Origin of the sequence: Solwaraspora sp. WMMA2059, from assembly GCF_027497315.1 — a bacterium.
Taxonomy (GTDB): Bacteria; Actinomycetota; Actinomycetes; order Mycobacteriales; family Micromonosporaceae; genus Micromonospora_E.
In genome coordinates, this window is sequence record NZ_CP114908.1 from 5,336,593 (window position 1) to 5,361,137 (window position 24,545).

Below are 24,545 nucleotides of genomic sequence, written 5' to 3' on the forward strand. Positions count from 1 at the left end.
TGAGCTCCTTTTCGATGACCCGCTGATCGTCTCCCAGCCGAACAGGGCACACAACAGCAAGCACTTGCACAAAGTAGGCCACCCGGCCGATGCCTGGTTACCCGGCCAGCCCGGATTGGGCAGGATGTAGCCACCCTTACCCACGCAGCGCAGGAGAGCACCATGGGCGTACCCCTTGTCGCCGCCGCCCACCGGGCGTTCGCCCGGCCCCACCGGCGGCCGGCCGCCGCGCTGGCCGCGCTGGCCGCCCTCGGCCTGGTGGCCGCCGCCGCGCTGGTCGACCTGCGTCCACCCGCGCCGCGCGGCGCTGGCGCGCCGGCCAGCGAGTTCAGCGCCGACCGGGCGCACCGGCACATCGAACGGATCGCGCAGCGGCCGCACCCGACCGGCAGCGCCGCCAACGACGACGTCCGCGACTACCTGGTCGACACGCTGACCGCGCTGGGGCTGGCCCCGCAGACCCAGGACGCGGTCGGCGGCGAGGCCGGTCAGCTCAGCGGCGCGGCCAGCGGCGCCACCCTGGCCCGGGTACGCAACGTGGTCGCCCAGATCCCGGGGACCGACCCGACCGGACGGATCGTGCTGGTCACCCACTACGACTCGGTCCAGGTCAGTCCGGGTGCAAACGACGACGGCGCCGGCGTCGGCACCCTGCTGGAGGTGGCCCGTGCCATCACCGAAGGTGACCGGCCGCGCAACGACGTCGTGCTGCTGTTCACCGACGCCGAGGAGGCGTGCCTGTGCGGCGCGGCGGCGTTCGTCGCCGCGCACCCGCTGGCCGACGCCGACGACACCGTGGTGCTCAACCTGGAGGCGCGCGGCAGCAGCGGGCCGGTGGTCACCTTCGAGACGTCCCGCGACAACGCCGCCCTGGTCGACGTGTTCGGCCGCGCCGCCCCGCACCCGATCGGCACGTCATTCGCCGTCGAGGTCTACCGGCTGCTGCCCAACGACACCGACTTCACCCCGTTCCTTGACGCCGGTTTCGCCGGGCTCAACTCGGCGTACATCGACGGCTCGGCCATCTACCACACCCCGCAGGACACCCCCGCGTCGATGGACCGGGCCAGCCTGCAGCACCACGGCGACAACACCCTCGGCCTGGCCCGCGGGTTCGGCGCGGCGGACATCCCGGCGCTGGCCGCCGACTCCGACGCCACCTACTTTCCCACCCCGCTCGGGCTGGCCCGCTACCCCGGCACACTGACCTGGCCGTTGGCGGTGCTGGCCGCCGTCGCGGTCGGCGTACTGGCGTGGGCGACCCGGCGACGTGGCCGGGCCGACTGGCCGCGACTCGCCGCTGGGTTCGGGTTGGCGGCGATCCCGCTGGTCGCCGCGCCGGCCACCGCGCAGCTGCTGTGGACCGTCGTGGTCCGGCTCCGGCCGGAGTACGCCGACCTGCTCGACCCGTACCGGCCGGTGCCGTACCGGATGGCGGTGCTGGCGCTGACCACGGCCGTGGTTTTCACCTGGTACGCGTTGCTACGACGGCGGGTCGGCCCGGCGGCGCTGGCCGTCGGCGGGCTGGCCTGGCTGACGCTGATCGGCCTGCTGCTCGCCGCACTCGCCCCCGGCGGGTCGTACCTGGCGACGCTGCCGGCCCTGGCCGGCACGGCCGGTTGCCTGGTCGCGCTGTCGCTGCGGACAACCGGTCCGTGGCCGGTGGTGGCGCTGGCCGCCGGGGCGACGGTCGGCGTGCTGTTGCTGGCACCGACGGTGGTACTGCTCTTCCCGGCGCTGGGCATGGGTCTGGCCGCAGCCGCCGCGTTCGTCGCGACGCTGCTGGCGTTGGCTGCGCTGCCGGTGCTGGACCTGCTGCTGCCGCAGGCCGGCGGGCAGCGCGGCGTCGCCGCGGTCCGGGCCCGCCGGGCCGGGCCGGTGCCAGCGGTCGCCGCCGGGCTCGCCGCGCTGATGCTCGCCGTGGTCGGCTTCGTAGTGGACCGGTTCGACGCCGACCATCCGGTACCCACCCAGCTGATGTACGCGCTGGACACCGACACCGGCGAGGCCCGCTGGTTGAGCTGGGAGACCCGGCCGCAGCCGTGGACCGCCGGGTACGTCGACCAGGCCGCCTCGGTGGCGGACGAGTTTCCGCTGATCGGCGACCATCCGCTGCGTACCGGGCCGGCCGAGGCGGCGGACCTGCCGGCGCCGGCGCTGGACCTGCTCGACGACAGCGGGGTGGCCGCCGACGGGCGGCGTACCCTGCGGTTGCGCCTGCTGCAGCAGCGGCCGGTCCGGCTGGTGGGGCTGCACGTGGCGGCCGGCGGGCCCGAGGTGGTGTCGGCGACGGTCGCCGGCCGGGAGGTGCCGGTCGAGTCGACCGGCACCTCGTCCGGTGACGGCTGGAGCTTCGGGACGGTGTTCCACGCCCCGCCGCCGCAAGGGCTGGAGGTCGTGCTGGTGCTGCGGGCCGGCGACGGCGCGAACGCCGCCACCGGCCCGGTCCGGGTGCGGGTGGCCGACGGCAGCGACGGCCTGGCGGACCTGCCCGGCTTCACCCCCCGGCCGACCGGGGTCGGGGTGGCCGGTTCACACACCAGCGAACTGGTGACCGTCGCCCGGACCTACACGTTCTGACCGCCACGCCCCTGCGCCGCCCGGGCGGCGCAGGGGCGGTGGATTCAGCCGCGGCCCTGGTCGGCGATGAAGGCCGCGATCCAGGACAGCGGGGCGTTCCAGTTGATGGTCAGCTCGTTAGTGGCCCAGGACTCGATGTCGTCGACGTAGCAGAACTGCGGCGCGCAGCCGGTCAGCAGCCGCTGCGCCACCGGGTCCTGGATCGACGAGTTCGGACCACCGGCGAGCGTGCCGCGCGGCGGGTTCGGCAGCTCGGGGTTGAGCTGGCGGGCGTACCAGCGGGAGTGCTGGTTCTGCGACGACACCGTGCCGTAGCCGGTGACGTAGGAGATGTTCAGCGCGTTGCGGCCGAAGATGTAGTCCATCGTCTGCAGCACCCCGTCGCGGTACTTCTCCTTACCGGTCAGGTCGTACGCGGTGGCGATCACGATCGCGTTGTTGACGATGACGCTGTTCGAACCCCAGTCGTAGAGGTTGCTGACCGGGGCGTACGGGATACCGTACGGGTGGGCATCGAGCGTGGCCAGGTAGCGGTCCGCCGCATCGATCACCGACGCCCGCACCTGCCACCAGCCCGGCAGGCTGTTCGGCGTCGTGGCCAGCGCCATCCGGCCCAGCGGAGCGGTCCACTGCCAGCCGAAGGCGCCCTCCTTGAAGATGTCACCCGTGTGGTGCGGCGAGGCGAGCACGAAGTCGCGGAACTCGCGCTCCCCGGTGGTCAGGTACAGCTCGGCCGCCGCCCAGTAGAACTCGTCGGTGACGTCGGTGTCGTCGTAGGGGCCGCCGCCGATGGCGTCGGCCGGGTCGGCGTACATCTGCGGGTTGGCCTTGGCCGCCGCCCACGCGGTGCGGGCCGCGTCCAGGTTGCGGTCGGCGAAGGCCTCGTCGTACGGCTTGAACACCCGCGCCGCCTGGGCGGCGGTGGCCGCCAGGTTGAGCGTGGCGGCGGTCGACGGCGGGTGCAGCTCGCGCAGCTGGGAGTCGAGGTGCGGCAGCAGCGGCAGGCCGGTCCACGCCGCGTCGTGGATCTTGTGGTGGGCCATGCCAGCCAGCGGCTGCCCGGCCGGGACCTGCATCTTGAGCAGGAACTCCTGCTGCCAGCGCACCTCGTCGAGGATGTCCGGCAGCTTGTTGCCGCTCTCCGGCAGGTCGAGCACGCCGTCACGCTGCAGCCACGGCTTGCCCCGGTGCACCCGCAGGGCCCGCTCGTACTCGTTCATCAGCTGGTAGACGGAGATGCCACCGTTGACCACGTACTTGCCGTGGTCGCCGGCGTCGTACCAGCCGCCGGAGACGTCCAGGGTGTAGTCACAGACGCCGGGCTGGCACGGCACCTCCAGGTCACCCTGGTTGGGCGCGACGCCGACGTGCCCGGCCGGGCGGCCGTAGCCGGGCCGCAGCTCGTCGGAGATCTCAATGCCGCTGCGCTGGGTGTAGTAGAACTTCAGCGCGTCGGCGCGCAGCTGCGTGTAGAAGCTGGTGCCGATCTCGAACGGGAAGCTGGTTTCGCCATCGGCGACCAGGGTGTAACCGGTGCCGGGTCGGACAAAGCGGCTGAACGTGATCGAGTGGACATTCTGCCCGGAGGATTCGTCCAGCCCACGCGGCTTGGTCTTGCCGTTGACGACGACCTTGCCGCCTGAGTCGTACAGTCTCCACGGCAGCGGGTCGGTGGCGTCGGTGACCAGGGTGGCGTTCTTCGGCCCCTTCGGCAGGTAGCCGACCTGGTTGACCCGCACCCGGGGTCCGGTGTCCGGCACGTACTCCTCCGGTTCGGCGCCGCCGCGCAGCGACACATCGTCGAGGCACAGCCGCCATGGGTCGGCGCTGCCGCCGACCTGGAAGGCGACCTGGGCGTTGGGCAGGTCGGTCGGGGCGGTGAAGGTGTACGTGTAGTTGTTGCCGGAGACGCTGACCTCGGGGTTGGCCGCCATGAACTGGGTCCACGGGTCGACCGGCAGTTGGATCAGCGCCCGGATCACCTTGTTGGGGGTGGCGGTGGCGAAGAACTTGTATTCGTACGTCTCACCGGCGACCAGCGGGACGTCGTCCTGGCCGATGATGACGTCCCACGGGTTGACGGTGCCACCGGGGATGTCGGCGCAGAGCTGCTGGCTGCTGGAGTCGAGGGTGATGTTGGCGGTGCCCCACCAGGGGGCGTGGCCGTCGTCGAAGGTGCCGTTGACGATCTGTTCGGGTGCCTCGTCCTGCGCGTGCGCAGGAGCAGCGGCGGTGAGTGCGGTGGCGGTCAGCGCCGCCACCGCGGTGACGGCGAGCGGAACGGTCCGCCGCCGGGAGAATATCGACACGCCGGGTCCTTCCGATGGTCGTGCGGCGCGGGCGAGGCTCTGCCCGGCGCGCCGTGTCAGCGGTCATGCATCGAAAGCAGCGGATGGGAGCGCTCCCACCCGCAGTACTCGAATATTCTCAGCGTGTTTCGAGCATGTCAATAGATCTATGCAGGCGGCCTTCAGCGCGGGCGCAGCGCCGACACCCGGTCGTAGACCTCGTTGCGGGCCAGCCCGGTCAACTGGCCGGCCAACGACCGTACCGTCCGGGTGTCCAGCCCGGCACCGAGCAACAACTCGATCACCCGGTCCGGGTCGAGGCTGCCGGCCCCGACCCCGCCGCCGTTGGTCGACTCACGCCGCCGTATGCCCTCCACCACCACGGTGATCTCGCCCCTGACCTCGTCGCGGGCGGCCAGGTCGGCGTGCACCTGGGACAGCGGGCCGCGCAGCCACTCCTCGTGCGACTTGGTCAGGTTGCGCACCAGCGCCGCCGCCCGGTCACCGAGCACCTCGCGTACGTCGGCGAGCATCTCCACCACCCGGTGCGGCGCCTCGAAGAAGATCAACGTGGCGGCCACCGGGGCGACCTCGGTCAACGCGGTGCGCCGCGCCGCCGACTTGCGGGGCAGGAAACCGACGTACAGGAAACGGTTTGCCGGCAGCCCGGAGCCGACCAGCGCGCTCAGCGCGGCGCTCGCCCCGGGCAGCGGGTCGACCCGCAGCCCGTCGGCCAGCGCCGCCCCGACCACCAGGTAGCCGGGGTCGTTGACCAGCGGCGTACCGGCGTCGGAGATCAACGCGACGTCGGTGCCGGCGTTCAGCACGGAGATCAACTCGGCGGTACGGGCCTGCTCGTTGTGGTCGTAGCAGCTGACCACCCGGACGTCGATGTCGTGCGCGTCGAGCAGCCGCCTGGCCCGCCGGGTGTCCTCGGCGGCGACCAACCCGGCGGTACGCAGCACGTCCAGCGCCCGCAGGGTGATGTCGCGCGGGTTGCCGATCGGCGTCGGCACCACCGACAGCGTGCCGCGCCGCTCGTCACCCCGGCCGCTCGGGTCGACCTGCTCACCCGCATCGCCCTGGTCGCCCCTGCTGCCGCCGGCTGCCTCGTTCACCCGGCGATGGTAGCCACCCGGCCGACAGCTCTGCCGCCTCACCTCGATCAGGTATCAGGCACAGCAGGTGTCGCCGCGCCAGGCCTCCCGGCCTTCCCTGACGGCGACGGCGGCGATGACCAGAGCGGCGGCGGGGTCGGCCCACCACCAGCCGAACAGCGAGTTGACCGCCAGCCCGCCTAGCAGGACAGCGGACAGGTAGGTGCAGAGCAAAGTCTGTTTGGAGTCGGCGACGGCCGACACCGAGCCGAGCTCCCGCCCGGCGCGGCGCTGCGCGGTGGAGAGCACCGGCATGACCGCCAGGGAGAGCGCGGCGAGGATCAGCCCGACCGTGGAGTGGTCCGGGCGGTGCGCGCCCAGCAGCGCCCGTACCGATTCGAATCCGACGTAGCCGGCGAGGGCGAAGAACGACACGGCGATGACCCGTAGCGCGGCGCGTTCGCGGCTTTCGCGGCGCTCGTGGTCGGCGCCGGTGAACTGCCAGGCGACTGCGGCGGCGGAGGCCACCTCGACCACCGAGTCGAGGCCGAACCCGATGAGCGCGGTGGAGGAGGCGACGGTGCCGGCGCTGATCGCGACGATCGCCTCGATCACGTTGTAGGCGATGGTGGCGGCGACGAACCATCGGATCCGCCGGGCGAGCGTCGCCTGCCGGGCAGCGGACAGCTCGGAGTGCCCGGACGGCCGGGTCGGGCCGGCCGGCTGGTGCTGTCCGGACGGCCGGGTCGGGCCGATCGGGACGAGCGGCAGTTGAGCGGGCATCAGCAGCAGTCGTCGGTGTCAGCGGTCGGGCAGGCCGCCGGGTCGACGGACAGCACCAGGCCGAGCAGGTCGCCCAGGGCGTGGGCGAGCCGGGGGTCGGCCAGCTCGTAGCGGGACCGCCGGCCTTCGGGCACCGCCACGACCAGGCCGCAGCCGCGCAGGCAGGCCAGGTGGTTGGAGAGGTTCTGCCGGCTGGTGCCGAGCAGGTCGGCCAGCTCGGCGGGATAGCCGGGGCCGTCGCGCAGTGCGAGCAGCAGCCGGGCCCGGACCGGGTCGGACAGGGCGTGCCCGAAGCGCGCCAGCACCTGCCCGTACGTCAGCGTCTCCATGGGTTGCGATAGTACATCGTGCGCTGAATAAAACAAAGACTGAACCGTTGCTCCGCCTGCTCCGCCTGCTCTGGCTGCTCCGCCTGCTCGGGTCGCTTCGGTCGCTTGGCTGTTCCGGAGGCAGGGTGTCTCTACAGGCTTGATGCCACAGGTGCATCAAGATGCATCTCTGGCATCAAGCTGAACCGGTACCCCCGACCCTGACAGTTACTCAACGTATGCACTATGGGGCATGGCGTCAGCGCATCAGGGTCTGCGGCCAGGTCGAGATGTCGTCCACGTCGGTTGCCACCCGCACCGAACCAAGGATCAGGTCGACATCCTGGATGCTGAACCCCTGGTGGTTGCCCTTGCCGATGCGGGCGCTGAGATTCAGGTTCGGCAGACCGAGCAACTCCACCTCGTCTCGGCCCGGGTACAGGAATGCCTGCCGGCCACCGACCACATGATTGGCCCGTCCGGCATTGCACTGGGCCAAGTGGTCTGACCAGCCGGGCGGTCACCACCGAGGCGGGGGTCGCCAAGGGCGTCCTGCACCGCTACTTCGCCGACTTCGACACCTTCCTCACCGAGTTCGTGCTGGACCGGATGGCTCGGATCGATACCCAGGCCGCCGCCCTGCAGCAGGCAGCCGGGACCGGCACCGTCGCCGACAATCTGACCGGGCTGCTCACCGAGCTGTTCGGATCGGTGACCCTCGCCCTGATCAGTCTCATCGTCTCCCGCCACGAGCTGCGCGGACGGTTGCGGCAAGCCAGACCGGACCCCCGACTGCCGATCCTCTCCGACGCCACGACCATGATCGCGTCCTACCTGGCCGCCGAGCGGGACCTCGGCCGGATCGCGGTCGACGCCGACATCGACGCACTCGCGCCGATGCTGGTAGGGACCGGACATCTGCTCCTCGCTGACAGGGAGACCGAACCGCCGGACGGACCGGCGGTGCGCAAGGTCGTGACCATCGCCCTCGACAGCGCAGCACCGGGCCCATCACGTTGACGATCGTTGCTTGACCTCGTCGCGGCGGCAACGACGCCACACCCCGTCATCACGTTCGTCGACACTGCGCTGGTGGCCGTAGCCGATCGGACGGCAACATTCGCCAGAAGTAGCTTTCGGTGACTGTCTCATAACCGACAGTGCGTCAAATGAGTTATATGTCCGACCCGGCCCGCGCGCTGAACATCGATACTGACGAGAGGATCGACCCAACGAAAGACCTCTGCCGTAGCGGCAGCAATCCAAGGTACCCTCGAACACGAGGAGAACTCACAGTGTCACGCCCTCGTCACAGGCTCGGCGGCGAGTACGAGGAACTCCTCAAGGAGGTCGAGAAGGATGGCTGGTCCGTCACCGGAGGAGGGAACAAGCACTTCAAGTTGAAGTGCCTGAATCCCTGTAAGTGCATGAAGACGATGTCAACGACGCCCTCTAATCCGAACTACTTGCGAGACATGAGGGCTCAGCTTCGTCGGGCGACGTGCTGGGAGGCAACGTGAAAGAGTTCCGTCTCGCGGTCCAGATGACCTTCGTCAGCACCCCCCATGGCACCGATGAGCAGTTCGAAGAATTCATCGATGCGGTCCAGGAGCAATTGGATTCTCTGGACGTCGAGGTCCAGATCGCTGCGAAGCTCACTGACCGGATCGTGGACATCGCCACTTCGACCGAGGCCACCAGCTTCGAGTTCGCTGCCAGCAGGCTGCTGATGGACATCCGTACCGCGCTGCACGCCGTCGGCTGTCACACGCCGGACTGGCCACGGTTCCAGGCGGTCGACCACCACCTCCGAGAACTCCAGGACGCCTGACAGTCTGCGAGGCCGCTACGGCAAGCTTGACCTTGTCGTAACGGCAACGTTGTTACTGGTGGCATGCGGATCGGCGAGCTCGCCGCGCTGGTCGGGGTCTCCACCCGGACCGTGCGCCACTACCACCATCTCGGGTTGCTGCCTGAGCCGGAGCGGCTGCCCAACGGCTACCGGGAGTACCTGCTACGGGATGCGGTCGCGCTGGCCCGGGTACGCCGGCTGAGCGAACTCGGACTCTCCCTCGACGAGATCCGGGGCGTACTCGCCGACGACCGGGGCCGGGAGCTGCGCGAGGTGCTCACCGAGCTGGACGCCGATGCCACGGTGTCCGAGGACGAGCAGGGCACCATCCGGGTCGACGGTGACGTGCTCATCGTGTCGGCGATCGCGCAGACCAACCTGGTGGTCGAGCTGGCCGAGCCGCTGTGGGTGGTCCGCTCGTTGGGCCGCATCGCACACGTACGGACGATCCGGTTCTTCGCCGACGACCCGAAAGCCGCGCTGACGGCCTGGTCGACTCAGCGGGCCACCGGCCCGGCGCCGGCGGCGTCGGTCAACCCAGCAGCTGCTCCGAACGCTCCCACAGCCGGCGGGCGAGATCAGGGTCGTACGCCTGGGAGTTGACGCGCCTGGCGGGCCGCCGCTTTGTCGATGAGCAGCCGGGTCAGCAGGAACGGTGCCAGGTGGTTGATCTGGAAGGTCAGCTCGAAGCCGTCGGTGGTTTTGGTGGGGTCGCCGAAGACGCCGCCGGCGTTGTTGGCGAGCACGTCGATGCGCGGGTACGCGGCGTCCAGCTCGGCGGCGAGCTTGCGTACCTCGTCGAGGCGGGCGAAGTCGGCGAGGAAGTGCTCCGCGCCGATCTCGCGGGCGACGGCCTCGGTCTTGCCCGGGGAGCGCCCGACGACGACCACCCGGTGGCCGGCGCTGTGCAGCTGGCGGGCGGCCGCGGCACCGATGCCGTCGCTGGATCCGGTTATGACGATCACCTTGGTCATGACGACACTGTACGCCGAAACTGTCAGCTACTGTCAGATTTGACGGCCGGTGCTATGCTGACCACAGCATGACTGGAAAGCAACCGAACCTGCGCGAACGCACCCGCCGAGCCGTGCAACGCGACATCACCGAGGCGGCACTGCAGCTCTTCGTGTCACGGGGCTACGACGCCACCACCATCGACGACATCGCGGCGGCCGTCGGCATGTCGCAACGCAGCGTCTTCCGCTACTTCGCGACGAAGGAGGACATCGTCGTCGGCAAGTTCGACCTCGGTGCCGACGACATGCTCGCCAACCTGCGGGAGCGCCCCGCCGACGAACCCGTCTGGACGTCGCTACGCCGGCTGTTCGACATCGTGGACGCCACAGCAGACACGTCAGGCCAGCAGCAGGTCAGCAAGCCCGTCCAGCGGGTGATCCTGGAGACGCCTGCGCTGCTCGCCGTCTACCTGCGCAAGCTGCAGAGCATGCAGCACGCCGTGGTCGCGGTGCTGCGGGAGCGGGCGGCGGCGGCCGGCGCCCCGTACGCCGCCGACGATCCGACGCCCGGGGCGCTCGCCGCTGCCGCCTTCGGCTGTCTGGTCGCGGCGCAGCACGCCTGGCTGGCGTCCACGACCGAGCACTCACTCGCCGACTACGTCGACCGGGCGATGGCGGCCCTCAGCCCGCGCTAGGTGGCCGCGTCGCTACCAACGCAGCGGCGGAGTCGCTACCAGCGCAGCGATGGAGTCACTTCCATCGAAAATGGACGAACAGTCGGCCGAAGTTCTTCGAGTCCTTCTCCACCCGGTGGTAGAGCTGCTTGACGTCCTTCTGGTCGAGGAACCGCAGCACCCGCTTCTTCAGCTGGCCGGAGCCCTTGCCAGGGATGATCTCGACGAGGGTGGCCTTCTTGGCCACCGCCTCGTCGATGACACCCCGCAGCGCCCGGTCGATGTCCTGGCCACGGTTGTAGATGTCGTGCAGGTCCAGTTTGATCTTCACGACACCCTTCCGTTGACCTTCGCCTCGACCCGGCGCAGCGCGGCCAGGTAGTCCGAGTGCTCGGAACGCATGGCAGCGGCGAGCCGCAGGTGCCGCAGCGCCTGCGACGGCCGACCGAGCCGTTCCAGGGTACGACCCAGCACGTGATGGGCGTAGTGGTCACTCGGGTCGCGGTCGATCAGCTCGCGCAACTGCTCCTCGGCCCGGCCGAGCTGCGCCGACTTGAAGTAGGAGCGGGCCAGCAGCTGGCGGACCGCCGAGTTGTCGGGCTCGGCGGCGATGATCGGCTCCAGCAGCCGGGCCGCCCCGGACGGGTCGCCGGACTCGAAGTACAGGTTCGCCCGGCGGTACTCCTCCAACAGATCCATGGCCGCCCCACCTTCCCGGTCGCGATCACCGACACCCTTGACGCTGGCACAACCACCGGCGGAATGCGACTGTTCCCGGACCGGACATCCGCCGGCCACCCAGCCAGCTTCGGGACGATCCGGCACAGACCAGTCAGGGTCGGAATGGTTTCAGGGATCGGACCGGTCACGCGGTCGGACCGGGTTCAGGGTCGGATCAGCGTCCAGGCCCGTACGCCGCCGACGATGCCGGCCGTGTTCGGCACCACCACCACGTCGTCGCCCATCCGGGCCACCTGCTCGGGACGGATCAGCCGCGAGTTGCCGCCGCCGAGGTAGAGCCGGTCCCAACAGAACACTGGTCGCAGACCGTCGACGACGCCGCGTACCCGCCGGGACCAGAACGCGTCGCCGAGCCGGCGGCGTTCGTGCTCGCCGACGTAGGTGTCGTAGCTCTGCCCCCAGCGCACCGGCGCCTGGGACAGCTCCAGGTGCGGGGCGAGCCGGCCGCCGTCGAACAGCGCGCAGCCGAGCCCGGTGCCGAGGGTGAGGACCAGTTCGCAGCCGGCGCCGGCGACCACCCCGGCACCGTGCACCTCGGCGTCGTTGAGCACCAGCACCGGCAGGTCGAAGGCGGCGCCGAGCGCCGTACGGGCATCGAAGCCGGACCATTCGGCGAGCAGTCCCGGGTCGACCTTGGTCCGCGGACCGGCCTTCGTTACGTAGTGCGGGGTGGCGACCACGACGCCGTGCCGGATCATGCCGGGCATGCCGACGGTGACCCGGTCGGCCGCCGGCAGCTGGTCACGCAACCCGCGCAAGGTGTCGACGAACCGTTTCGGCGGCAGCGGGTACGGGGTCGGCACCCGCAGCGGCCGGGCCCGCATGGTGCCGGCCTCGTCGAGTACGGACGCCTTGATGCCGCCGCCGCCACAGTCGATCGCCAGCGTGGAAATCATCAGCACAGTGTGCCGGTCGGCGGCTACGATCGCCGGGCCATGAGCGCCACGTTGATCGCCAGGGACCTGTCCGCCGGGCACGGTGACCGGCAACTCTTCACCGGGCTGGACCTCGTCGTCGCGCCCGGCGACGTGATCGGGTTGGTCGGCGCGAACGGTGCCGGCAAGTCGACGCTGCTGCGGATCCTCGCCGGCACCGCCGCGCCCGAGTCGGGCGCGGTCACCCGCAACCCGCCGACCGCCACCGTCGGGCTGCTGCCGCAGGAGCCGCAGCGCCGGCCGGGCGAGTCGGTACGCGACTACCTGGCCCGCCGGACCGGGGTGGCGGCGGCGCAGCACGACCTGGACGCGTCGACGCAGGCACTGGCCGACGGCCAGGCCGGCGCCGACGACGCGTACGCGGTGGCGCTGGAACGCTGGCTGGATCTCGGCGGCGCCGACCTGGCCGAACGCGCCGAGCAGGTGGTCGCCGACCTGGGTCTGACGGTGACGTTGGACCAGCCGACGACGGCGCTCTCCGGCGGCCAGGCGGCCCGCGCCCAGCTCGCGTCGCTGCTGCTCAGCCGCTACGACGTGGTGCTGCTCGACGAGCCGACCAACGATCTGGACCTGGCCGGGCTGGCCCGGCTGGAGCAGTTCGTCACCGGGCTGCGCGCCGGAGCCGTGCTGGTGTCGCACGACCGGGAGTTCCTGGCCCGTACGGTGAATCGGGTGGTCGAGCTGGATCTGGCCCAGCAGCAGGTCAACCACTACGGCGGCGGGTACGCCGGGTATCTGGCCGAGCGGGAGGTGGCCCGCCGGCGCGCCCGGGAGGCGTACGAGGAGTACGCCGACACCCGGGCCGGGCTGCAGGCCCGCGCCCGCACTCAGCGGGCCTGGACGGACAAGGGCGTGCGCAACGCCCGGCGCAAGGCCAGCGACAGCGACAAGTTGACCACCAACGCCCGGACCGAGGCCGCGGAGAAGCAGGCGGCGAAGGCGCGGCAGACCGAGCGGATGATCGAGCGGCTGGAGGTCGTCGAGGAGCCGCGCAAGGAGTGGGAGCTGCGGATGGAGATCGCCGCCGCGCCCCGGGCCGGCGCGGTGGTCGCGGTGCTGCGCCGGGCGGTGGTACGCCGAGGCGGGTTCACTCTCGGCCCGGTGGATCTGCAGATCGACTGGGCGGACCGGGTGGCGATCACCGGGCCGAACGGGTCCGGCAAGTCGACGCTGCTCGGCGCGTTGCTGGGGCGGCTGTCACTGGCCTCGGGCGAGTCGTGGCTCGGCCCCGGGGTGGTGGTCGGCGAGATCGACCAGGCCCGCCAGCTGTTCCTGCGCGACGAGCCGGTGCTGGACACGTTCCGGGCGGCGGCCGACCTGGCCCCCGCCGAGGCCCGTACGGTGCTGGCGAAGTTCGGGCTGCGGGCCGACCATGTGCTGCGGCCGGCGGCCACCCTGTCGCCGGGCGAGCGGACCCGTACGGCGTTGGCGTTGCTGCAGACGCGCGGGGTTAACCTGCTGGTCCTCGACGAGCCGACGAACCATCTGGATCTGCCGGCGATCGAGCAGTTGGAGTCGGCGCTGGCGTCGTTCACCGGCACGTTGCTGCTGGTCACGCACGACCGGCGGATGTTGGAGTCGGTGCGGCTGACCCGGCGGATCACGCTGGACGGCGACGGCCCCGCGTTCCGGTCGCTGCTGGACCTGTCCCTCGACTAGGGGCAGGACCAGGGGGTACGACCAGGTTGCGGGGCCGCCGCCGGTCGATCCGGGTCAGCGTCGGTCGCCGCCGGTCAATCCGGGTCAGCGGCGGTCGTCGTCCGGTGTCGGTTGCGGCAGTTGCTGGTAGATGTCCGGGATTCCGTCGCCGTCGCGGTCCTGCCGTTCCTGTTCGGAGATCCGCCGGTAGACCTTGTTCCGCCGGCTGAGAACGATGGCGGCGAGCAGCGCCGCGGTCAGCGAGCCGATCAGGACGGCCGCCTTGACGTGGGCGTCGCGGTCACTGCCGGCACCGAACGCCAACTCGCCGATCAGCAGCGAGACGGTGAACCCGATACCGGCCAGCAGGGACACCCCGAGCAGGTCGACCCATTTCAGCCCGCCCAGGTCGGCGCGGGTGAAGCGGGTCATCAGCCCGGTGGCGCCCAGGATGCCGATCGTCTTGCCGAGGACCAGACCGGCGATCACGCCGATCGCCACCGGATCGGTCAGCACCGAGCCGATGCCGCCGTCACGCAGCGACACCCCGGCGGCGAAGAAGGCGAAGACCGGCACGGCGAAGCCGGCGGAGACCGGCCGCCACCGGTGTTCGAAGTGCTCGGCCATGCCGTGCTGCTCGCCCTTGCGGGGCAGCACCGGCACCATGAAGCCGAGCAGTACGCCGGCGATGGTGGCGTGTACGCCGGAGGCGTGCATCAGCGTCCAGGTGATGGCGGCCAGCGGGATCAGCGCCCACCACCAGGTCCTGCCGAACCGCAGCAGCAGCGCGAAGGCGAGCAGCGGTAGCAGGGAACCGGCCAGTGCCAGGAAGTTGACCTGTTCGGTGTAGAAGAACGCGATGATGGTGATCGCCAGCAGATCGTCGACGACGGCCAGGGTGAGCAGGAAGGCGCGCAGGCCCTGCGGCAGGTGGGAGCCGATGACGGCGAGCACGGCGAGGGCGAACGCGATGTCGGTGGCGGTGGGGATCGCCCAGCCGCGCAGCGCGCTGTCGCCGGTGTTCAGGTTGATCAGTACGTAAATGAGCGCCGGCATGGCCATGCCGCCGACCGCGGCGATCACCGGCAGCGCGGCCCGGCGTGGGCTGCGCAGTTCACCGGCGACGAATTCGCGTTTGAGTTCCAGACCGACCACGAAGAAGAAGATCGCCAGCAGGCCGTCCGCCGCCCAGTGCGCCAGGTCGACGTCCAGGTGCAGCGGTGCCCCGCCGGGCCAGGGCACGAACTGGCCCAGGTCCGTGTAGGCGTCGCCCCACGGGGAGTTGGCCCAGATCAGCGCGATGACCGCGCCGAGCAGCAGCAGCCCGCCGCCGACGGTCTCGGTGCGGAGCACGTCGCCGATGAACTTGGCTTCCGCCCAGGAGGAGAGCTGGAACGGACGCCGGGACTCCGGCGGCCTGGTTGAGTCCGACTTTTTGCTCGATCCGGACTTGTCGCCGGATCCGGAGGCCTTGGTGGGGGTCGGGTCGGTCATGTAGAGAACTCCACCTCCACGTACATGCAGCAGGTACAGCGACGCCGGTCCTGGTTGACCGGCGCGTCGATGATGATCACACTATCCGTTCCGGCACGGTTACCGAAGGTCTCCGGTTGGCGATGCCGCCGCCGGACAACCTCCGGCGCCAGTTGTGCCGTACCCCGATTCTTCCAAGGTCATGTCGCGCTGACCAGCAAGTGCGGGGTCTCTCACCGACCCCGGCCGGTGCCGCAGCCAGAGTTCGAGTTGAAGCACCGTGTAGATCTCGCCGGCGTGGTCCACCCCGGCCTGGTGCTCGTCGAGCAGCCGGCGGACCGCAGCCGGCTGGAACAGGCCACGGTCCTGGAAGGTCCGGTCGGTGAGCAGGTCCCCGGCGAGTTCGCGCAGCTCGGCCCGCAGCCAGCTGGCCAGCGGTGGCCGGGCGTCCACCGGCTCGGACGTGACCGCCCGGCCCGGCAACCAGCCGGCCGCCGCCCGCCGCGCCAGGTTCCGCCGCCGCCCCGGCACCTTCCACGATGCCGGCAGGCCGGCCACCCACTCGAGCAGTCGGTGGTCGAGCAACGGCGCCTGCAGCCGTAGTCCCGCGCCGGCCGACACGGTCGACCACCGGGCGAGTACGTCGCCCGGCAGGTATCCGTGCAGGTCCGCGTCGGTCATCCGGGTCGCCTGGGAGTCCCCTGACGAGGCGAGGTAGGCCGCCTCAGCCAGCAAACCGCTGTCCACGTTGGCGAGTTCGTCGCGCAGCCGCGCCCCGTAGAGGGCGTTCTTCTGCTCGGCGCTGCACTCGGCGACGATCCGTGCGTACCGGGTCGGTGGTGGGCAGCCGGCGACCTCCAGCAGCCGGCCGAGCCGACGCACCGGGGTTCCGGCCGTGCTCCGCCGCACCAGCGCGGCCCCGGCCCGCTGCAACCCGGGCAGTCCGGCCGGCCGCTGCGGCCAGCCGTTGAGCCAGCCGAGCAGCAGGTGGTGCGGGAACCCGCCGTACAGCAGGGCACCGCCGAGGCCGCAGAACGCCTCCGCCCGCCGCACCCCGGCGTACCGGGCGACCAGGTAGGCGGGGATCGCGGCCGGGCTGGCGAACGGTTCCTCGAACAGGCCGGCGATCTGCTGCGGTACGGCCGGGTCGAGCCCGGTCACCCGATACTCCTGGTGCTCGGTGCCGAGCGCCCGGGCGACGCCTCGCGCCGCCGCCCGCTGGTCGAGCCGGGGGTCGCCGAACCCGACCGAGCAGGTGTGCGCCCTGACGCTGGTGCTGCGGGTCACGGCGGCCGCGACCAGGGTGGCGCCGATCCCGCCGGAGAGCAGCACCTGCGGCGACCCGGTGGCCGGCAGCCGGGAGCGCACGGCGTCGACCAGCCGTTCGCGTAGCTGTTCGGCGGCCTGGTCGATACCGGGTGCCGACGGCCCGGCAGCGGCGTCGAGTGTCCAGTAGCGACGGGTGGTGACCCGCCCGTCCGCCCAGATCAGCGATGTGCCCGGGGGAAGCTTGCGAATGCCGGCGTAGATCGTCCACGGCGCGGGGACGTACCGGTAGGTCAGGTAGTGGTGCAGTGCGACCGGGTCGAGCTCCTGGCCGGTACATGGATCGGCCAGCAACGCCCGCAGCTGCGAGGCGAAGATCAACTGGCCGCCGCTGAGCCGCCAGTACAGCGTCCGCTCGCCGGTCCGGTCGGCCGCCAGTATCAGCTGGTTCCGGTCGCGGTCCCAGACCGCGATCGCGAAGTCGCCGGTCAGCCTGGTGACGGCCGCCGTTTCGTGCCGACGATACAGGTCGAGCAGGTCGGGTTGGGCGGTGCAGCTGACCGCGACCGCGTCCGTCGTGGCCGTGTAGTACGGCGACCGACCCGGGTAGCGCGGCGACCGGGCCACGGCCCGGTCCTCGTCGGACCAGCGGGCGACGATCGCCGCCCGGTCGTCCAGGTAGCGACCGGTCCGCTGAAGGTCGTGCGGGGTGCAGGCCAGGGCGAGTTGGTCGGCACTCTGGCTGCGACCGCCGGCCTCACCGACAATACCGACTATTGCTGACATATTGTGACGCTAAACCGAGTTGGCTGTGCCGGGTGCCGAGTTGTCGATCCGGTTCACCCGACGACGCCGGCCAGCCCGAGTCTCGTCTTGATTTTAGCCGATTGGCGTTATAGATCCGTAATGTCTGGTTAGCCTGGGTCTCTCAGCGATCGAGCCAGAGGTGATCACATGACCGGGCGACCTGACGATCAGGACAATCCGGCACCGGCCCGGGAGAACTGGGTTGATGCGCCCGCGCACGACCAGGGCCAGCACCGCCCCGCCACGGCGGACGACGACTGGGCCGAGTCACACCAGTGGACCATCGACCAGCAGCACGACCAATGGGCCACCACCGACCAGGCGTACGGCCAGTGGGCCACGACCGCGGACCAGCCGCAGCGGTCCGACCGGCAGCCGGGGGTCTCAGCGACCAGCCCGGTGACGTTGACCCGATCGGGCGCCGGCACCGGCCGGCACCGGCGGCCACCGGCCCGGCACGGCCGTCGCCGGCTGCGCCGCATCGCCCTGCTCGGCATCACCGGCCTGGTGGTCGCCGCCCTCGCCGGGGTGGCCGGGGTGGCCGTCGTCAGTCACTACTACCTCGGCGAGATCAAGCGGATCCCCGACCCGTTCGCCACGATCCCGGCCGACCAGCGGCCGGCACCGACGCCGGAAGGGCTGACCGTGCTGCTCGCCGGCATCGACAGCCTCGCCTCCAGCGCCACCGGCGCGGACTCCCCCGCCGGGCCGTACGGCCGGACCGACTCGCTGATGGTGGTCCGGATCACCGCCGACCGGGAGCGGGCGTACGTCGTCTCCATCCCCCGCGACTCGTGGGTGCCGGTCCCCGGGCACGGCAACCTCAAGATCAATTCTGCGTACGCGCTCGGTGGTGCCAGCCTCGCCGTACAGACGGTCGAGAACGTGACCGGGCTGCGCATCGACCACGTCGCCCTGATCGACCTCGTCGGGCTGCAGGACCTGACCGACGCGGTCGGTGGGGTGACCGTGGATATCCCGGCCGGGACGCCCGGACCGAGCCTGCAGTCGACCTGGCCCGCAGGACTGCAACGGCTCAACGGCGAGCAGGCCGTCCAGTACGTTCGCCAGCGCCACGGCCTGCCGGAGGGCGACTTCGACCGGATGCGCCGCCACCAGAACTACCTGCGCGCGCTGCTCGACGAGACCCTCGACCGGGACACCCTGACCAGCCCGCGACAGCTCGGCGCGCTGCTCGACGCAATCACCGCGACCGTCACCGTCGACGACGGCCTGACCAACGACAAACTCCGGCAGCTCGCCTTCGACCTGCGCAAGATCCGCAACGACGTCCGGTTCGTCACCGCCCCGGTGGCGGACACCGGGTACGTCGGCGACCAGTGGGTGATGTGGCTGGACCCTTATCAGGGTGTCGGCTTCTGGACCGCGGTGCGCGACGACACCTTGGAGCGGTACATCGAGCGGTACGGCGCCGAGCAGCTCGACTCGGTCGTCGTCCGCTGACCGGCCCGACCCACCGTCGGCCGACCACACCTACACCCGGGTCGTCTCGCCTGACGGACGGACCGTTGGTGCCCGGTGCGACCACCACCGGGCCAGGGCCGCGCAGACGATCAGCTGGATCTGGTGGAAGATCATCAGCGGTAGGACCAGCAGGCCGAGCAGTTGCGGACTGAACAGCACGGCCGCCATCGGCAACCCGGTGGCCAGGCTCTTCTTGGCGCCGCAGAAGACCGTCGCGGCCCGGTCGGCGTGGTCGAAGCCGAGCAGCCGGGTGACGCCGAACAGCAGCCCCATCACCACCGCCAGCAGGGCACCGACGGTGGCGCCGAGAACCAGCAGCTGACTGACGGCGATCTGCTGCCAGATCCCGGCGACCACACCGGCGCTGAACGCGGTGTAGACCACCAGCAGGATCGAGCCCCGGTCGACCACCGAGGTCAGGCTCTTGTGTCGGCCGATCCAGTCAGCGGTCCACCGCCGGGACAGCTGACCCGCGACGAACGGTAGCAGCAGCTGCCCGACGATCGAGCCGATCGAACCTGCGGTCAGCCGCAGGTCACCGGTGTTCTGCATGAGCAGCACGGCGAGCAGTGGGGTGAGCGCGACCCCGGCGATGTTGGAGAACGACGCGCTGAACACGGCGGCCGGCACGTTGCCCCGGGCGATCGAGGTGAACGCGATCGACGACTGCACCGTCGAGGGGACCACGCAGAGGAAGAGGACCCCCTGGTAGAGCTCGGCCGGCAGCAGTTGCGGGCTGATCAGCGCAACGGCCAGACCGAGCAGCGGGAAGACCACGAAGGTGGTGCTCAGCACCACGGTGTGCAGGCGCCAGTGTCGGGCGCCGGCGAGCGCCGCCGCCGGGGCGATCCTGGCCCCGTGCAGGAAGAACAGCAGGGCGATGCCGACGCTGGCGACGACACCGGCGACCGAGGCGGCGGTGCCGTGGACCGGGAGCAGCGCGGCGAGCGCCACGACGGCGAACAGCATCGCGATGAACGGGTCGATGATCAGCCAGCGGGGCCAGCGCATCCGGGTGCTCCAGGTGGACAAGGGGTTGGTCCACCCATTCTGAGCGGCTGGCCGATCAGCGGGAAAGCTGATCACCGCACTGACTGTCATCGCGTAACGCGATAGCATGCAGGTCGTGTACGAGCCTGTCCAGCTGCGCAGCTTCCTGGCGGTGAGCCAGTTGCTGAGCTTCACCCGAGCCGCCGAGCGGCTCGGTCTGCGGCAGTCCACGGTCAGCGCGCACGTGCGGCGGTTGGAGGAGGCGGCCGGACGGCCGTTGCTGCTGCGCGACACGCACACCGTGCAGCTGACGGTGGACGGCGAAGCGATGATCAGCTTCGCCCGGGACATTCTCGACGCGCACGACCGGGCCCGCCGGCATTTCAGCACCACGGTGGTACGCGGCAAGCTGCGCCTCGGCGTCTCCGAGGACCTGATCTCCAGCTACCTGCCGGACGTGCTGCAGACCTTCCGCCGCCGCAACCCGCTGGTCGACGTCGAGCTGACCGTGGCGCTGAGCGGCACACTGCACCAGTTGCTGGACGCCCGGGCACTCGACCTGGTCTTCGCCAAACGCCTGGCGGGTCAGTCCCGGGGCACTCTGGTCTGGCGTGACCGGCTGGTCTGGCTGGGCGCGGCGGATCAGCCCACACCGCCACGGCGCACCGCCGGGGAACCGGTGCCGCTGGTGGTCTACCCGCCGCCGAGCATCTCCCGGGCGCAGGCGCTCGCCGCGCTCTCGTCCGCCGGTCAGCCGTGGCGGATCGCCTGCACCAGCGGCAGCCTCGGCGGGCTGGTGGCCGCCGCCCGCGCCGGTCTCGGCCTGCTGCCGCACTCGGCCCGGTTGGTGCCGGTCGGCCTGACCCCGGTGGCCCCGGCCGATCTGCCGCCGCTGGGCGAGGTGGAGTTCATCCTGCTGTCCCGTCCGGACGCCGACCCGGCGGTGGTGGCGGCGGTCAGTGAGGCGGTCGGGGCCGCCGGCCGGCCGACCGGCGGTGGCCGGGAGCGGGCTCCGCGGACCGCAGGCTGACCCCAGCCCGGATCCCCAGAGCGACAGATCCTGCTGCAAGAGGATGTCAGTTCTTGCGGCCCTGTCGGCGGGCACAGCTCGGAGCACCCCAGCCTGGCGGCCGAAACAAGCTGTTCACAGCGAGACGTCTGATTGTTACCCTCACCACATGGCTGAAAGTACTTGCGATCCTTGCAGGTTCTTTCAGAGCCCTGACCTGTGCCTCCTCGCAGGCAAGCCGTCACCAGCATTGGAGCGCTGATGTCCGTACCCGGATCGACCGTGTCCAGACCGATGGCCGCCGCCGTGGCGGCCGTCATCGGAATCCCGTTGGCCGTCACCCTGCCCGCGCCCGCCACCGCCACTACCCCCGCAGCGGCCCTCGCCACAGACCCGGCAGCGGCCCCGGTCACGACCGCCGAGGCGACCGCCACCGCCGTCGGCAACGGCGACGCGATCGTGCACCTGTTCCAGTGGCGGTGGAACTCCATCGCCGAGGAGTGCGAGGCAACACTCGGCCCGGACGGCTGGGGCGGGGTCCAGGTATCCCCGCCGCAGGAGCATGTGCTGCTGCCCAGCGCCGAAGGTGCCAGCTACCCCTGGTGGCAGGACTACCAGCCGGTCTCGTACCGGATCGACCAGACCCGGCGTGGCGACCGGGCCGACTTCGTCGACATGGTCGAACGCTGCCGCGACCAGGGCGTGAAGATCTACGTCGACATGGTGCTCAACCACATGAGCGGCACCGGATCGGTCGGCAGCGGGCCGGGCAGCGCCGGCACCGTCTACAGCAAGTACGGCTACCCGGACCTGTTCGGCGACGGCTCCGGCGACAGCTACGGCTACGCCGACTTCGGCCCCTGCTACCGCACCATCAGCAACTGGGGCAGCAAGACCGAGGTGCAGGACTGCGAACTGCTCGACCTGGCCGACCTCAACACCGCCGATCCGGAGGTACGCCGCAAGATCGCCAAGTACATGAACTCGGTGATCGCGCTCGGCGTCGCCGGGTTCCGGGTGGACGCCGCAAAACACGTCCAGGAAGCCCACCTGGCGGACATCATCTCCCGACTCGACGACGTGCCCGGCTTCGGCGGCCGACCCGACCTGTTCCACGAGGTGTACGGCGACGGCACCATCCCGTACACCGCATACGCGCCGTACGGCAAGGTCACCAACTTCGACTACCAGCGGGCGGTCTCCGCGGCCTTCCGCGACGGCACCATCGCCCAGCTGGCCAGCGTGCCGCACTACGGCGGGCTGACCGGCGACCGGGCCGTCGTCTTCATCGACAACCACGACACCCAGCGGGCCACCCCGACGCTCACCTATCAGGACGGCGACCGCTACTACCTGGCCGACGCGTTCATGCTCGCCCACCCGTACGGGACCCCCCAGTTGATGTCCAGCTATGCCTTCGGCCCAGTGGTCGCCCAGGGGCCGCCGAGCACCGGCGACGGCACCACGCTGCCGACCGACTGCGCCAGCGCAGAGTGGATCTGTGAGCACCGCGACGAGCAGGTCGCCGGGATGGTCGGCTTCCGCAACGCCACCGCCGGCGCCGGCATCAGCGCCGTGCTCACCGACGGCAACGGCCGGCTCGGCTTCGCCCGCGCCGACCGCGGGTACGCCGCGTTCAACGCGACCGGCAGCACCTGGAGCCGCAGCTTCACCACCAGCCTGCCGGACGGCTGGTACTGCAACGTGGCCCGGGGCACCTACCGGGCGGACAGTGGCACCTGCACCGGTGGCACGATCGCCGTCACCGACGGCGGCTTCCACGCCGACATCCCGGCGAACCGGGCGGTGGCACTGCACGTCGCGGCGCGGCTCGACTGCACCGACCCAGCCGGCTGCGGCCCGGTCGATCCGCCCCCGGGCGACGGCACCCCGGTAACGGTGACCGTGCAGACCACGCCCGGCCAGCAGGTACGGGTGGTCGGCTCGCTGCCCGAACTCGGCTCCTGGAACCCGGCCGACGCGGCACCGCTGGGCACCGACGCGGCCAGCTACCCGACCTGGACCGGCTCCGTCGACGTCCCGGACGGTACGGCGTTCGAGTGGAAACTGGTCAAGGTGGCGTCGAACGGCGCGGTCGAGTGGGAAGCTGGCGCCAACCGCAGCGGCGTCGGCGGCACCCCGCTCACCGCCACCTGGGGCCAGCCCGGCTCCGGCGGAGAGCAGCCGGGCACCGTCGCGGTCACCTTCGACGTCACCGCGACCACCTGGTACGGCCAGGACGTCCTGGTCGTCGGCTCGGTCCCGGCGCTGGGCTCGTGGGACCCGACCCGGGCGGTCGCCCTCGCTGCGGACGACTACCCGGTCTGGTCGGGCAGCGTCGCGCTGCCGGCCGGTGAGTCCTTCGAGTACAAGTACGTCAAGCGGGCACCGGACGGCACTGTCGACTGGGAGTCGGGCGGCAACCGCAGTGCCACCCCGGCCGGCGACGCGACGACCCTCACCGACACCTGGCGATGACCAAGCGGTGTACGGCGGACCGGCTCCGCGCGGTCCGCCGTACACCCGGCGGCCGAGCTGATAGCCTCGGCCCGGGTGGACGGACCGGCTGCGGACGCCTGCCGTTCGGGAGGTCACCGGTGCGAATCGGGCCGCGGGTAGCAACCGTCGTAGTCAACTACCGGCACTACGACGACACTGTCCGTTGCCTCACCTCGCTGCAGGCCAGTGACACCGCCGACCAGCGGGTGATCGTCGTCGACAACACCGAACGGGAGCACCACGGGCCCGATCTCACCGACCTGCTGGATCCGGCCGTGGAGGTCGTCTCGGCCGGCGACAACGTCGGCTTCGCCGCCGGCTGCAACATCGGGATCCGGGCCGCTCTGACGTCGTCCGCCGAGTTCGTCTGGCTGCTCAACCCGGATGCGGTCGTCAGCGCGGAGACGTTGACCCGCCTGCTGCGCACCGCCGAGGAGCATCCGGACGCCGGGATCGTCGGCAGCCGCATCCTCGACGGCGGACACCCGGCCCGCATCCTGTTCAACGGCGGCGTGATCAAGGGCCACGGGTCCACGTACCACGCCGACGCCGGGGTGTTCGATCCGTCCGTGCCGGACGGAGCGGTGCGCGACGTCGACTACGTCACCGGCGCGTGTTTCCTGATCCGGCGGGAGACGCTCCGCCAGATCGGTCTGCTCTCCGAGGACTACTTCCTCTACTACGAGGAGACCGACTACTGCCTGCGAGCCCAGCAGGCCGGCTGGCGCACCGTCCTCGCGCCCTACTCCCGGGTGTGGCACTACAAGCGGTCGGCCGGCAGGTACCCGCCGCCGTACTACGTCTACTACATGTGCCGCAACCGGATGCACTTCAGCAAGCGGTTCTTCACCGCCCCGCTGAGCGAGATCGAGTCGGAGCTCGAGGCGTTCGTCACCTGTTGGCTCCGGCAGGTCGACACCCACGCCCCGCAGTTGCGCGGCGGCTACGAAAAGCTCGTCGAACTGGCTCTCGCCGACGGCCGGGACGGTCGACTCGGCCGCCGCGACGACATCGACGCACTCGTCTCGGGCTAGCCGCAGACGGGCGGTTCGCTAACCGGGCCGGGTCGGCCCGGTAACCGGACTTGACGTGGTTGCTGTCGCTTCGCCGCCAGTCACCCCGTTGATCCAGTAAAGTTGCTGTTCAGCCACCCCCTGCGCCCCC

The 24,545-nt window shown here is 70.9% G+C and carries 21 protein-coding genes and 1 pseudogene; 10 read left to right on the forward strand and 12 right to left on the reverse strand.

Translation table 11 applies throughout. From position 1 onward, the window contains the following. Positions 1-162 precede the first annotated feature (162 nt). Complete coding sequence (locus O7553_RS24460) at positions 163-2,580, forward strand: M28 family peptidase (protein ID WP_281551953.1); 2,418 nt, start codon at positions 163-165, stop codon at positions 2,578-2,580. Positions 2,581-2,624: 44 nt separating this feature from the next. Here O7553_RS24460 and O7553_RS24465 read toward each other — a convergent pair whose 3' ends face one another. From O7553_RS24465 to O7553_RS24485, 5 genes are all read right to left on the reverse strand, one after another. Further along, the gene (locus tag O7553_RS24465) at positions 2,625-4,832 is read right to left on the reverse strand and encodes a glycoside hydrolase family 9 protein (protein WP_281555736.1); all 2,208 of its coding nucleotides are present in this window, start codon (positions 4,830-4,832) and stop codon (positions 2,625-2,627) included. 218 nt (positions 4,833-5,050) lie between these two features. After that, positions 5,051-5,986 carry a 16S rRNA (cytidine(1402)-2'-O)-methyltransferase gene (rsmI, locus tag O7553_RS24470; RefSeq protein ID WP_281551954.1) on the reverse strand — a complete coding sequence of 312 codons (936 nt, stop codon included), beginning with the start codon at positions 5,984-5,986 and terminating at the stop codon, positions 5,051-5,053. A gap of 54 nt (positions 5,987-6,040) precedes the next feature. Beyond that, positions 6,041-6,748 (reverse strand): cation transporter, encoded by a 708-nt coding sequence (locus tag O7553_RS24475; protein ID WP_281551955.1) that lies wholly within the window; start codon positions 6,746-6,748, stop codon positions 6,041-6,043. Next, a complete protein-coding gene (locus tag O7553_RS24480; RefSeq protein WP_281551956.1) occupies positions 6,748-7,077 on the reverse strand; it encodes a metalloregulator ArsR/SmtB family transcription factor in 330 nt (109 codons plus the stop codon). Before O7553_RS24480 ends, O7553_RS24475 begins: the two co-directional genes overlap by 1 nt. Positions 7,078-7,315: 238 nt before the next feature. After that, positions 7,316-7,471, reverse strand: coding sequence for a hypothetical protein (locus tag O7553_RS24485; RefSeq protein WP_281551957.1), 156 nt, complete (start codon positions 7,469-7,471; stop codon positions 7,316-7,318). A 29-nt stretch (positions 7,472-7,500) separates the two neighbouring features. Between O7553_RS24485 and O7553_RS24490 the strand changes: the two genes are divergently transcribed. The 3 genes and pseudogenes from O7553_RS24490 to O7553_RS24500 all read left to right on the forward strand — a co-directional run. Then, positions 7,501-8,076, forward strand: a complete 576-nt coding sequence (locus tag O7553_RS24490) for a TetR/AcrR family transcriptional regulator (protein ID WP_281551958.1) — start codon at positions 7,501-7,503, stop codon at positions 8,074-8,076. Positions 8,077-8,572: 496 nt separating this feature from the next. Beyond that, positions 8,573-8,887, forward strand: a complete 315-nt coding sequence (locus O7553_RS24495; RefSeq protein ID WP_281551959.1) for a hypothetical protein — start codon at positions 8,573-8,575, stop codon at positions 8,885-8,887. Between the two features lie 63 nt (positions 8,888-8,950). Next, positions 8,951-9,163 (forward strand): annotated as a pseudogene (locus tag O7553_RS24500) (MerR family DNA-binding transcriptional regulator); the annotation flags it as partial. A 323-nt stretch (positions 9,164-9,486) separates the two neighbouring features. On the opposite strand, the gene O7553_RS24505 reads toward O7553_RS24500, so the two are convergent. Then, complete coding sequence (locus O7553_RS24505) at positions 9,487-9,882, reverse strand: SDR family NAD(P)-dependent oxidoreductase (RefSeq protein ID WP_281551960.1); 396 nt, start codon at positions 9,880-9,882, stop codon at positions 9,487-9,489. A gap of 68 nt (positions 9,883-9,950) precedes the next feature. On the opposite strand from O7553_RS24505, the gene O7553_RS24510 reads away from it, so the two are divergent. After that, positions 9,951-10,559, forward strand: coding sequence for a TetR/AcrR family transcriptional regulator (locus O7553_RS24510; RefSeq protein WP_281551961.1), 609 nt, complete (start codon positions 9,951-9,953; stop codon positions 10,557-10,559). Positions 10,560-10,614: 55 nt separating this feature from the next. Here the strand turns inward: O7553_RS24510 and O7553_RS24515 are convergent, their stop codons facing one another. The 3 genes from O7553_RS24515 to O7553_RS24525 form a co-directional block, all read right to left on the reverse strand. Beyond that, the gene (locus tag O7553_RS24515) at positions 10,615-10,869 is read right to left on the reverse strand and encodes a Smr/MutS family protein (RefSeq protein ID WP_123606272.1); all 255 of its coding nucleotides are present in this window, start codon (positions 10,867-10,869) and stop codon (positions 10,615-10,617) included. Further along, positions 10,866-11,237 (reverse strand): tetratricopeptide repeat protein, encoded by a 372-nt coding sequence (locus O7553_RS24520; protein WP_281551962.1) that lies wholly within the window; start codon positions 11,235-11,237, stop codon positions 10,866-10,868. Before O7553_RS24520 ends, O7553_RS24515 begins: the two co-directional genes overlap by 4 nt. A 185-nt stretch (positions 11,238-11,422) precedes the next feature. Further along, complete coding sequence (locus O7553_RS24525) at positions 11,423-12,175, reverse strand: ROK family protein (protein WP_281551963.1); 753 nt, start codon at positions 12,173-12,175, stop codon at positions 11,423-11,425. 39 nt (positions 12,176-12,214) lie between these two features. On the opposite strand from O7553_RS24525, the gene O7553_RS24530 reads away from it, so the two are divergent. Next, a complete protein-coding gene (locus tag O7553_RS24530) occupies positions 12,215-13,873 on the forward strand; it encodes an ABC-F family ATP-binding cassette domain-containing protein (RefSeq protein WP_281551964.1) in 1,659 nt (552 codons plus the stop codon). A gap of 84 nt (positions 13,874-13,957) precedes the next feature. On the opposite strand, the gene nhaA is transcribed toward O7553_RS24530, so the two are convergent. Together nhaA and O7553_RS24540 are read right to left on the reverse strand one after the other, a co-directional pair. Then, entirely contained in the window at positions 13,958-15,346 is a 1,389-nt protein-coding gene (gene nhaA, locus O7553_RS24535) for a Na+/H+ antiporter NhaA (RefSeq protein WP_281551965.1), read from the reverse strand. A 99-nt stretch (positions 15,347-15,445) separates the two neighbouring features. Further along, positions 15,446-17,377: an asparagine synthase-related protein gene (locus O7553_RS24540; RefSeq protein ID WP_281551966.1), complete on the reverse strand. Its 1,932-nt coding sequence runs from the start codon at positions 17,375-17,377 to the stop codon at positions 15,446-15,448. Between the two features lie 168 nt (positions 17,378-17,545). On the opposite strand from O7553_RS24540, the gene O7553_RS24545 reads away from it, so the two are divergent. After that, positions 17,546-18,862 (forward strand): LCP family protein, encoded by a 1,317-nt coding sequence (locus tag O7553_RS24545; RefSeq protein WP_281551967.1) that lies wholly within the window; start codon positions 17,546-17,548, stop codon positions 18,860-18,862. Positions 18,863-18,892: 30 nt separating this feature from the next. Here the strand turns inward: O7553_RS24545 and O7553_RS24550 are convergent, their stop codons facing one another. After that, positions 18,893-19,915, reverse strand: a complete 1,023-nt coding sequence (locus O7553_RS24550) for a bile acid:sodium symporter family protein (protein ID WP_281551968.1) — start codon at positions 19,913-19,915, stop codon at positions 18,893-18,895. Between the two features lie 94 nt (positions 19,916-20,009). Here O7553_RS24550 and O7553_RS24555 point away from each other — a divergent pair, with 94 nt between their 5' ends. The 3 genes from O7553_RS24555 to O7553_RS24565 all read left to right on the forward strand — a co-directional run bounded on the left by O7553_RS24555 (position 20,010) and on the right by O7553_RS24565 (position 24,415). Continuing rightward, on the forward strand, positions 20,010-20,903 hold the full coding sequence (locus O7553_RS24555) for a LysR family transcriptional regulator (protein ID WP_281551969.1): 894 nt from the start codon (positions 20,010-20,012) through the stop codon (positions 20,901-20,903). Positions 20,904-21,164: 261 nt separating this feature from the next. Beyond that, positions 21,165-23,360: a carbohydrate-binding module family 20 domain-containing protein gene (locus O7553_RS24560; protein WP_281551970.1), complete on the forward strand. Its 2,196-nt coding sequence runs from the start codon at positions 21,165-21,167 to the stop codon at positions 23,358-23,360. A gap of 119 nt (positions 23,361-23,479) precedes the next feature. Further along, the gene (locus O7553_RS24565; RefSeq protein WP_281551971.1) at positions 23,480-24,415 is read left to right on the forward strand and encodes a glycosyltransferase family 2 protein; all 936 of its coding nucleotides are present in this window, start codon (positions 23,480-23,482) and stop codon (positions 24,413-24,415) included. The last annotated feature ends 130 nt before the right edge of the window (positions 24,416-24,545 follow it).

Excerpts from the sequence above, each read along its gene's own strand:
- O7553_RS24510 (WP_281551961.1), top strand. The coding sequence starts at position 9,951 with ATGACTGGAAAGCAACCGAACCTGCGCGAACGCACCCGCCGAGCCGTG.
- O7553_RS24490 (WP_281551958.1), top strand. The coding sequence starts at position 7,501 with ATGCCTGCCGGCCACCGACCACATGATTGGCCCGTCCGGCATTGCACT.
- O7553_RS24480 (WP_281551956.1), bottom strand. The coding sequence starts at position 7,077 with ATGGAGACGCTGACGTACGGGCAGGTGCTGGCGCGCTTCGGGCACGCC.
- O7553_RS24520 (WP_281551962.1), bottom strand. The coding sequence starts at position 11,237 with ATGGATCTGTTGGAGGAGTACCGCCGGGCGAACCTGTACTTCGAGTCC.
- O7553_RS24505 (WP_281551960.1), bottom strand. The coding sequence starts at position 9,882 with ATGACCAAGGTGATCGTCATAACCGGATCCAGCGACGGCATCGGTGCC.
- O7553_RS24540 (WP_281551966.1), bottom strand. The coding sequence starts at position 17,377 with ATGTCAGCAATAGTCGGTATTGTCGGTGAGGCCGGCGGTCGCAGCCAG.
- O7553_RS24460 (WP_281551953.1), top strand. The coding sequence starts at position 163 with ATGGGCGTACCCCTTGTCGCCGCCGCCCACCGGGCGTTCGCCCGGCCC.
- nhaA (WP_281551965.1), bottom strand. The coding sequence starts at position 15,346 with ATGACCGACCCGACCCCCACCAAGGCCTCCGGATCCGGCGACAAGTCC.
- O7553_RS24525 (WP_281551963.1), bottom strand. The coding sequence starts at position 12,175 with ATGATTTCCACGCTGGCGATCGACTGTGGCGGCGGCGGCATCAAGGCG.
- O7553_RS24530 (WP_281551964.1), top strand. The coding sequence starts at position 12,215 with ATGAGCGCCACGTTGATCGCCAGGGACCTGTCCGCCGGGCACGGTGAC.
- O7553_RS24475 (WP_281551955.1), bottom strand. The coding sequence starts at position 6,748 with ATGCCCGCTCAACTGCCGCTCGTCCCGATCGGCCCGACCCGGCCGTCC.
- O7553_RS24545 (WP_281551967.1), top strand. The coding sequence starts at position 17,546 with ATGACCGGGCGACCTGACGATCAGGACAATCCGGCACCGGCCCGGGAG.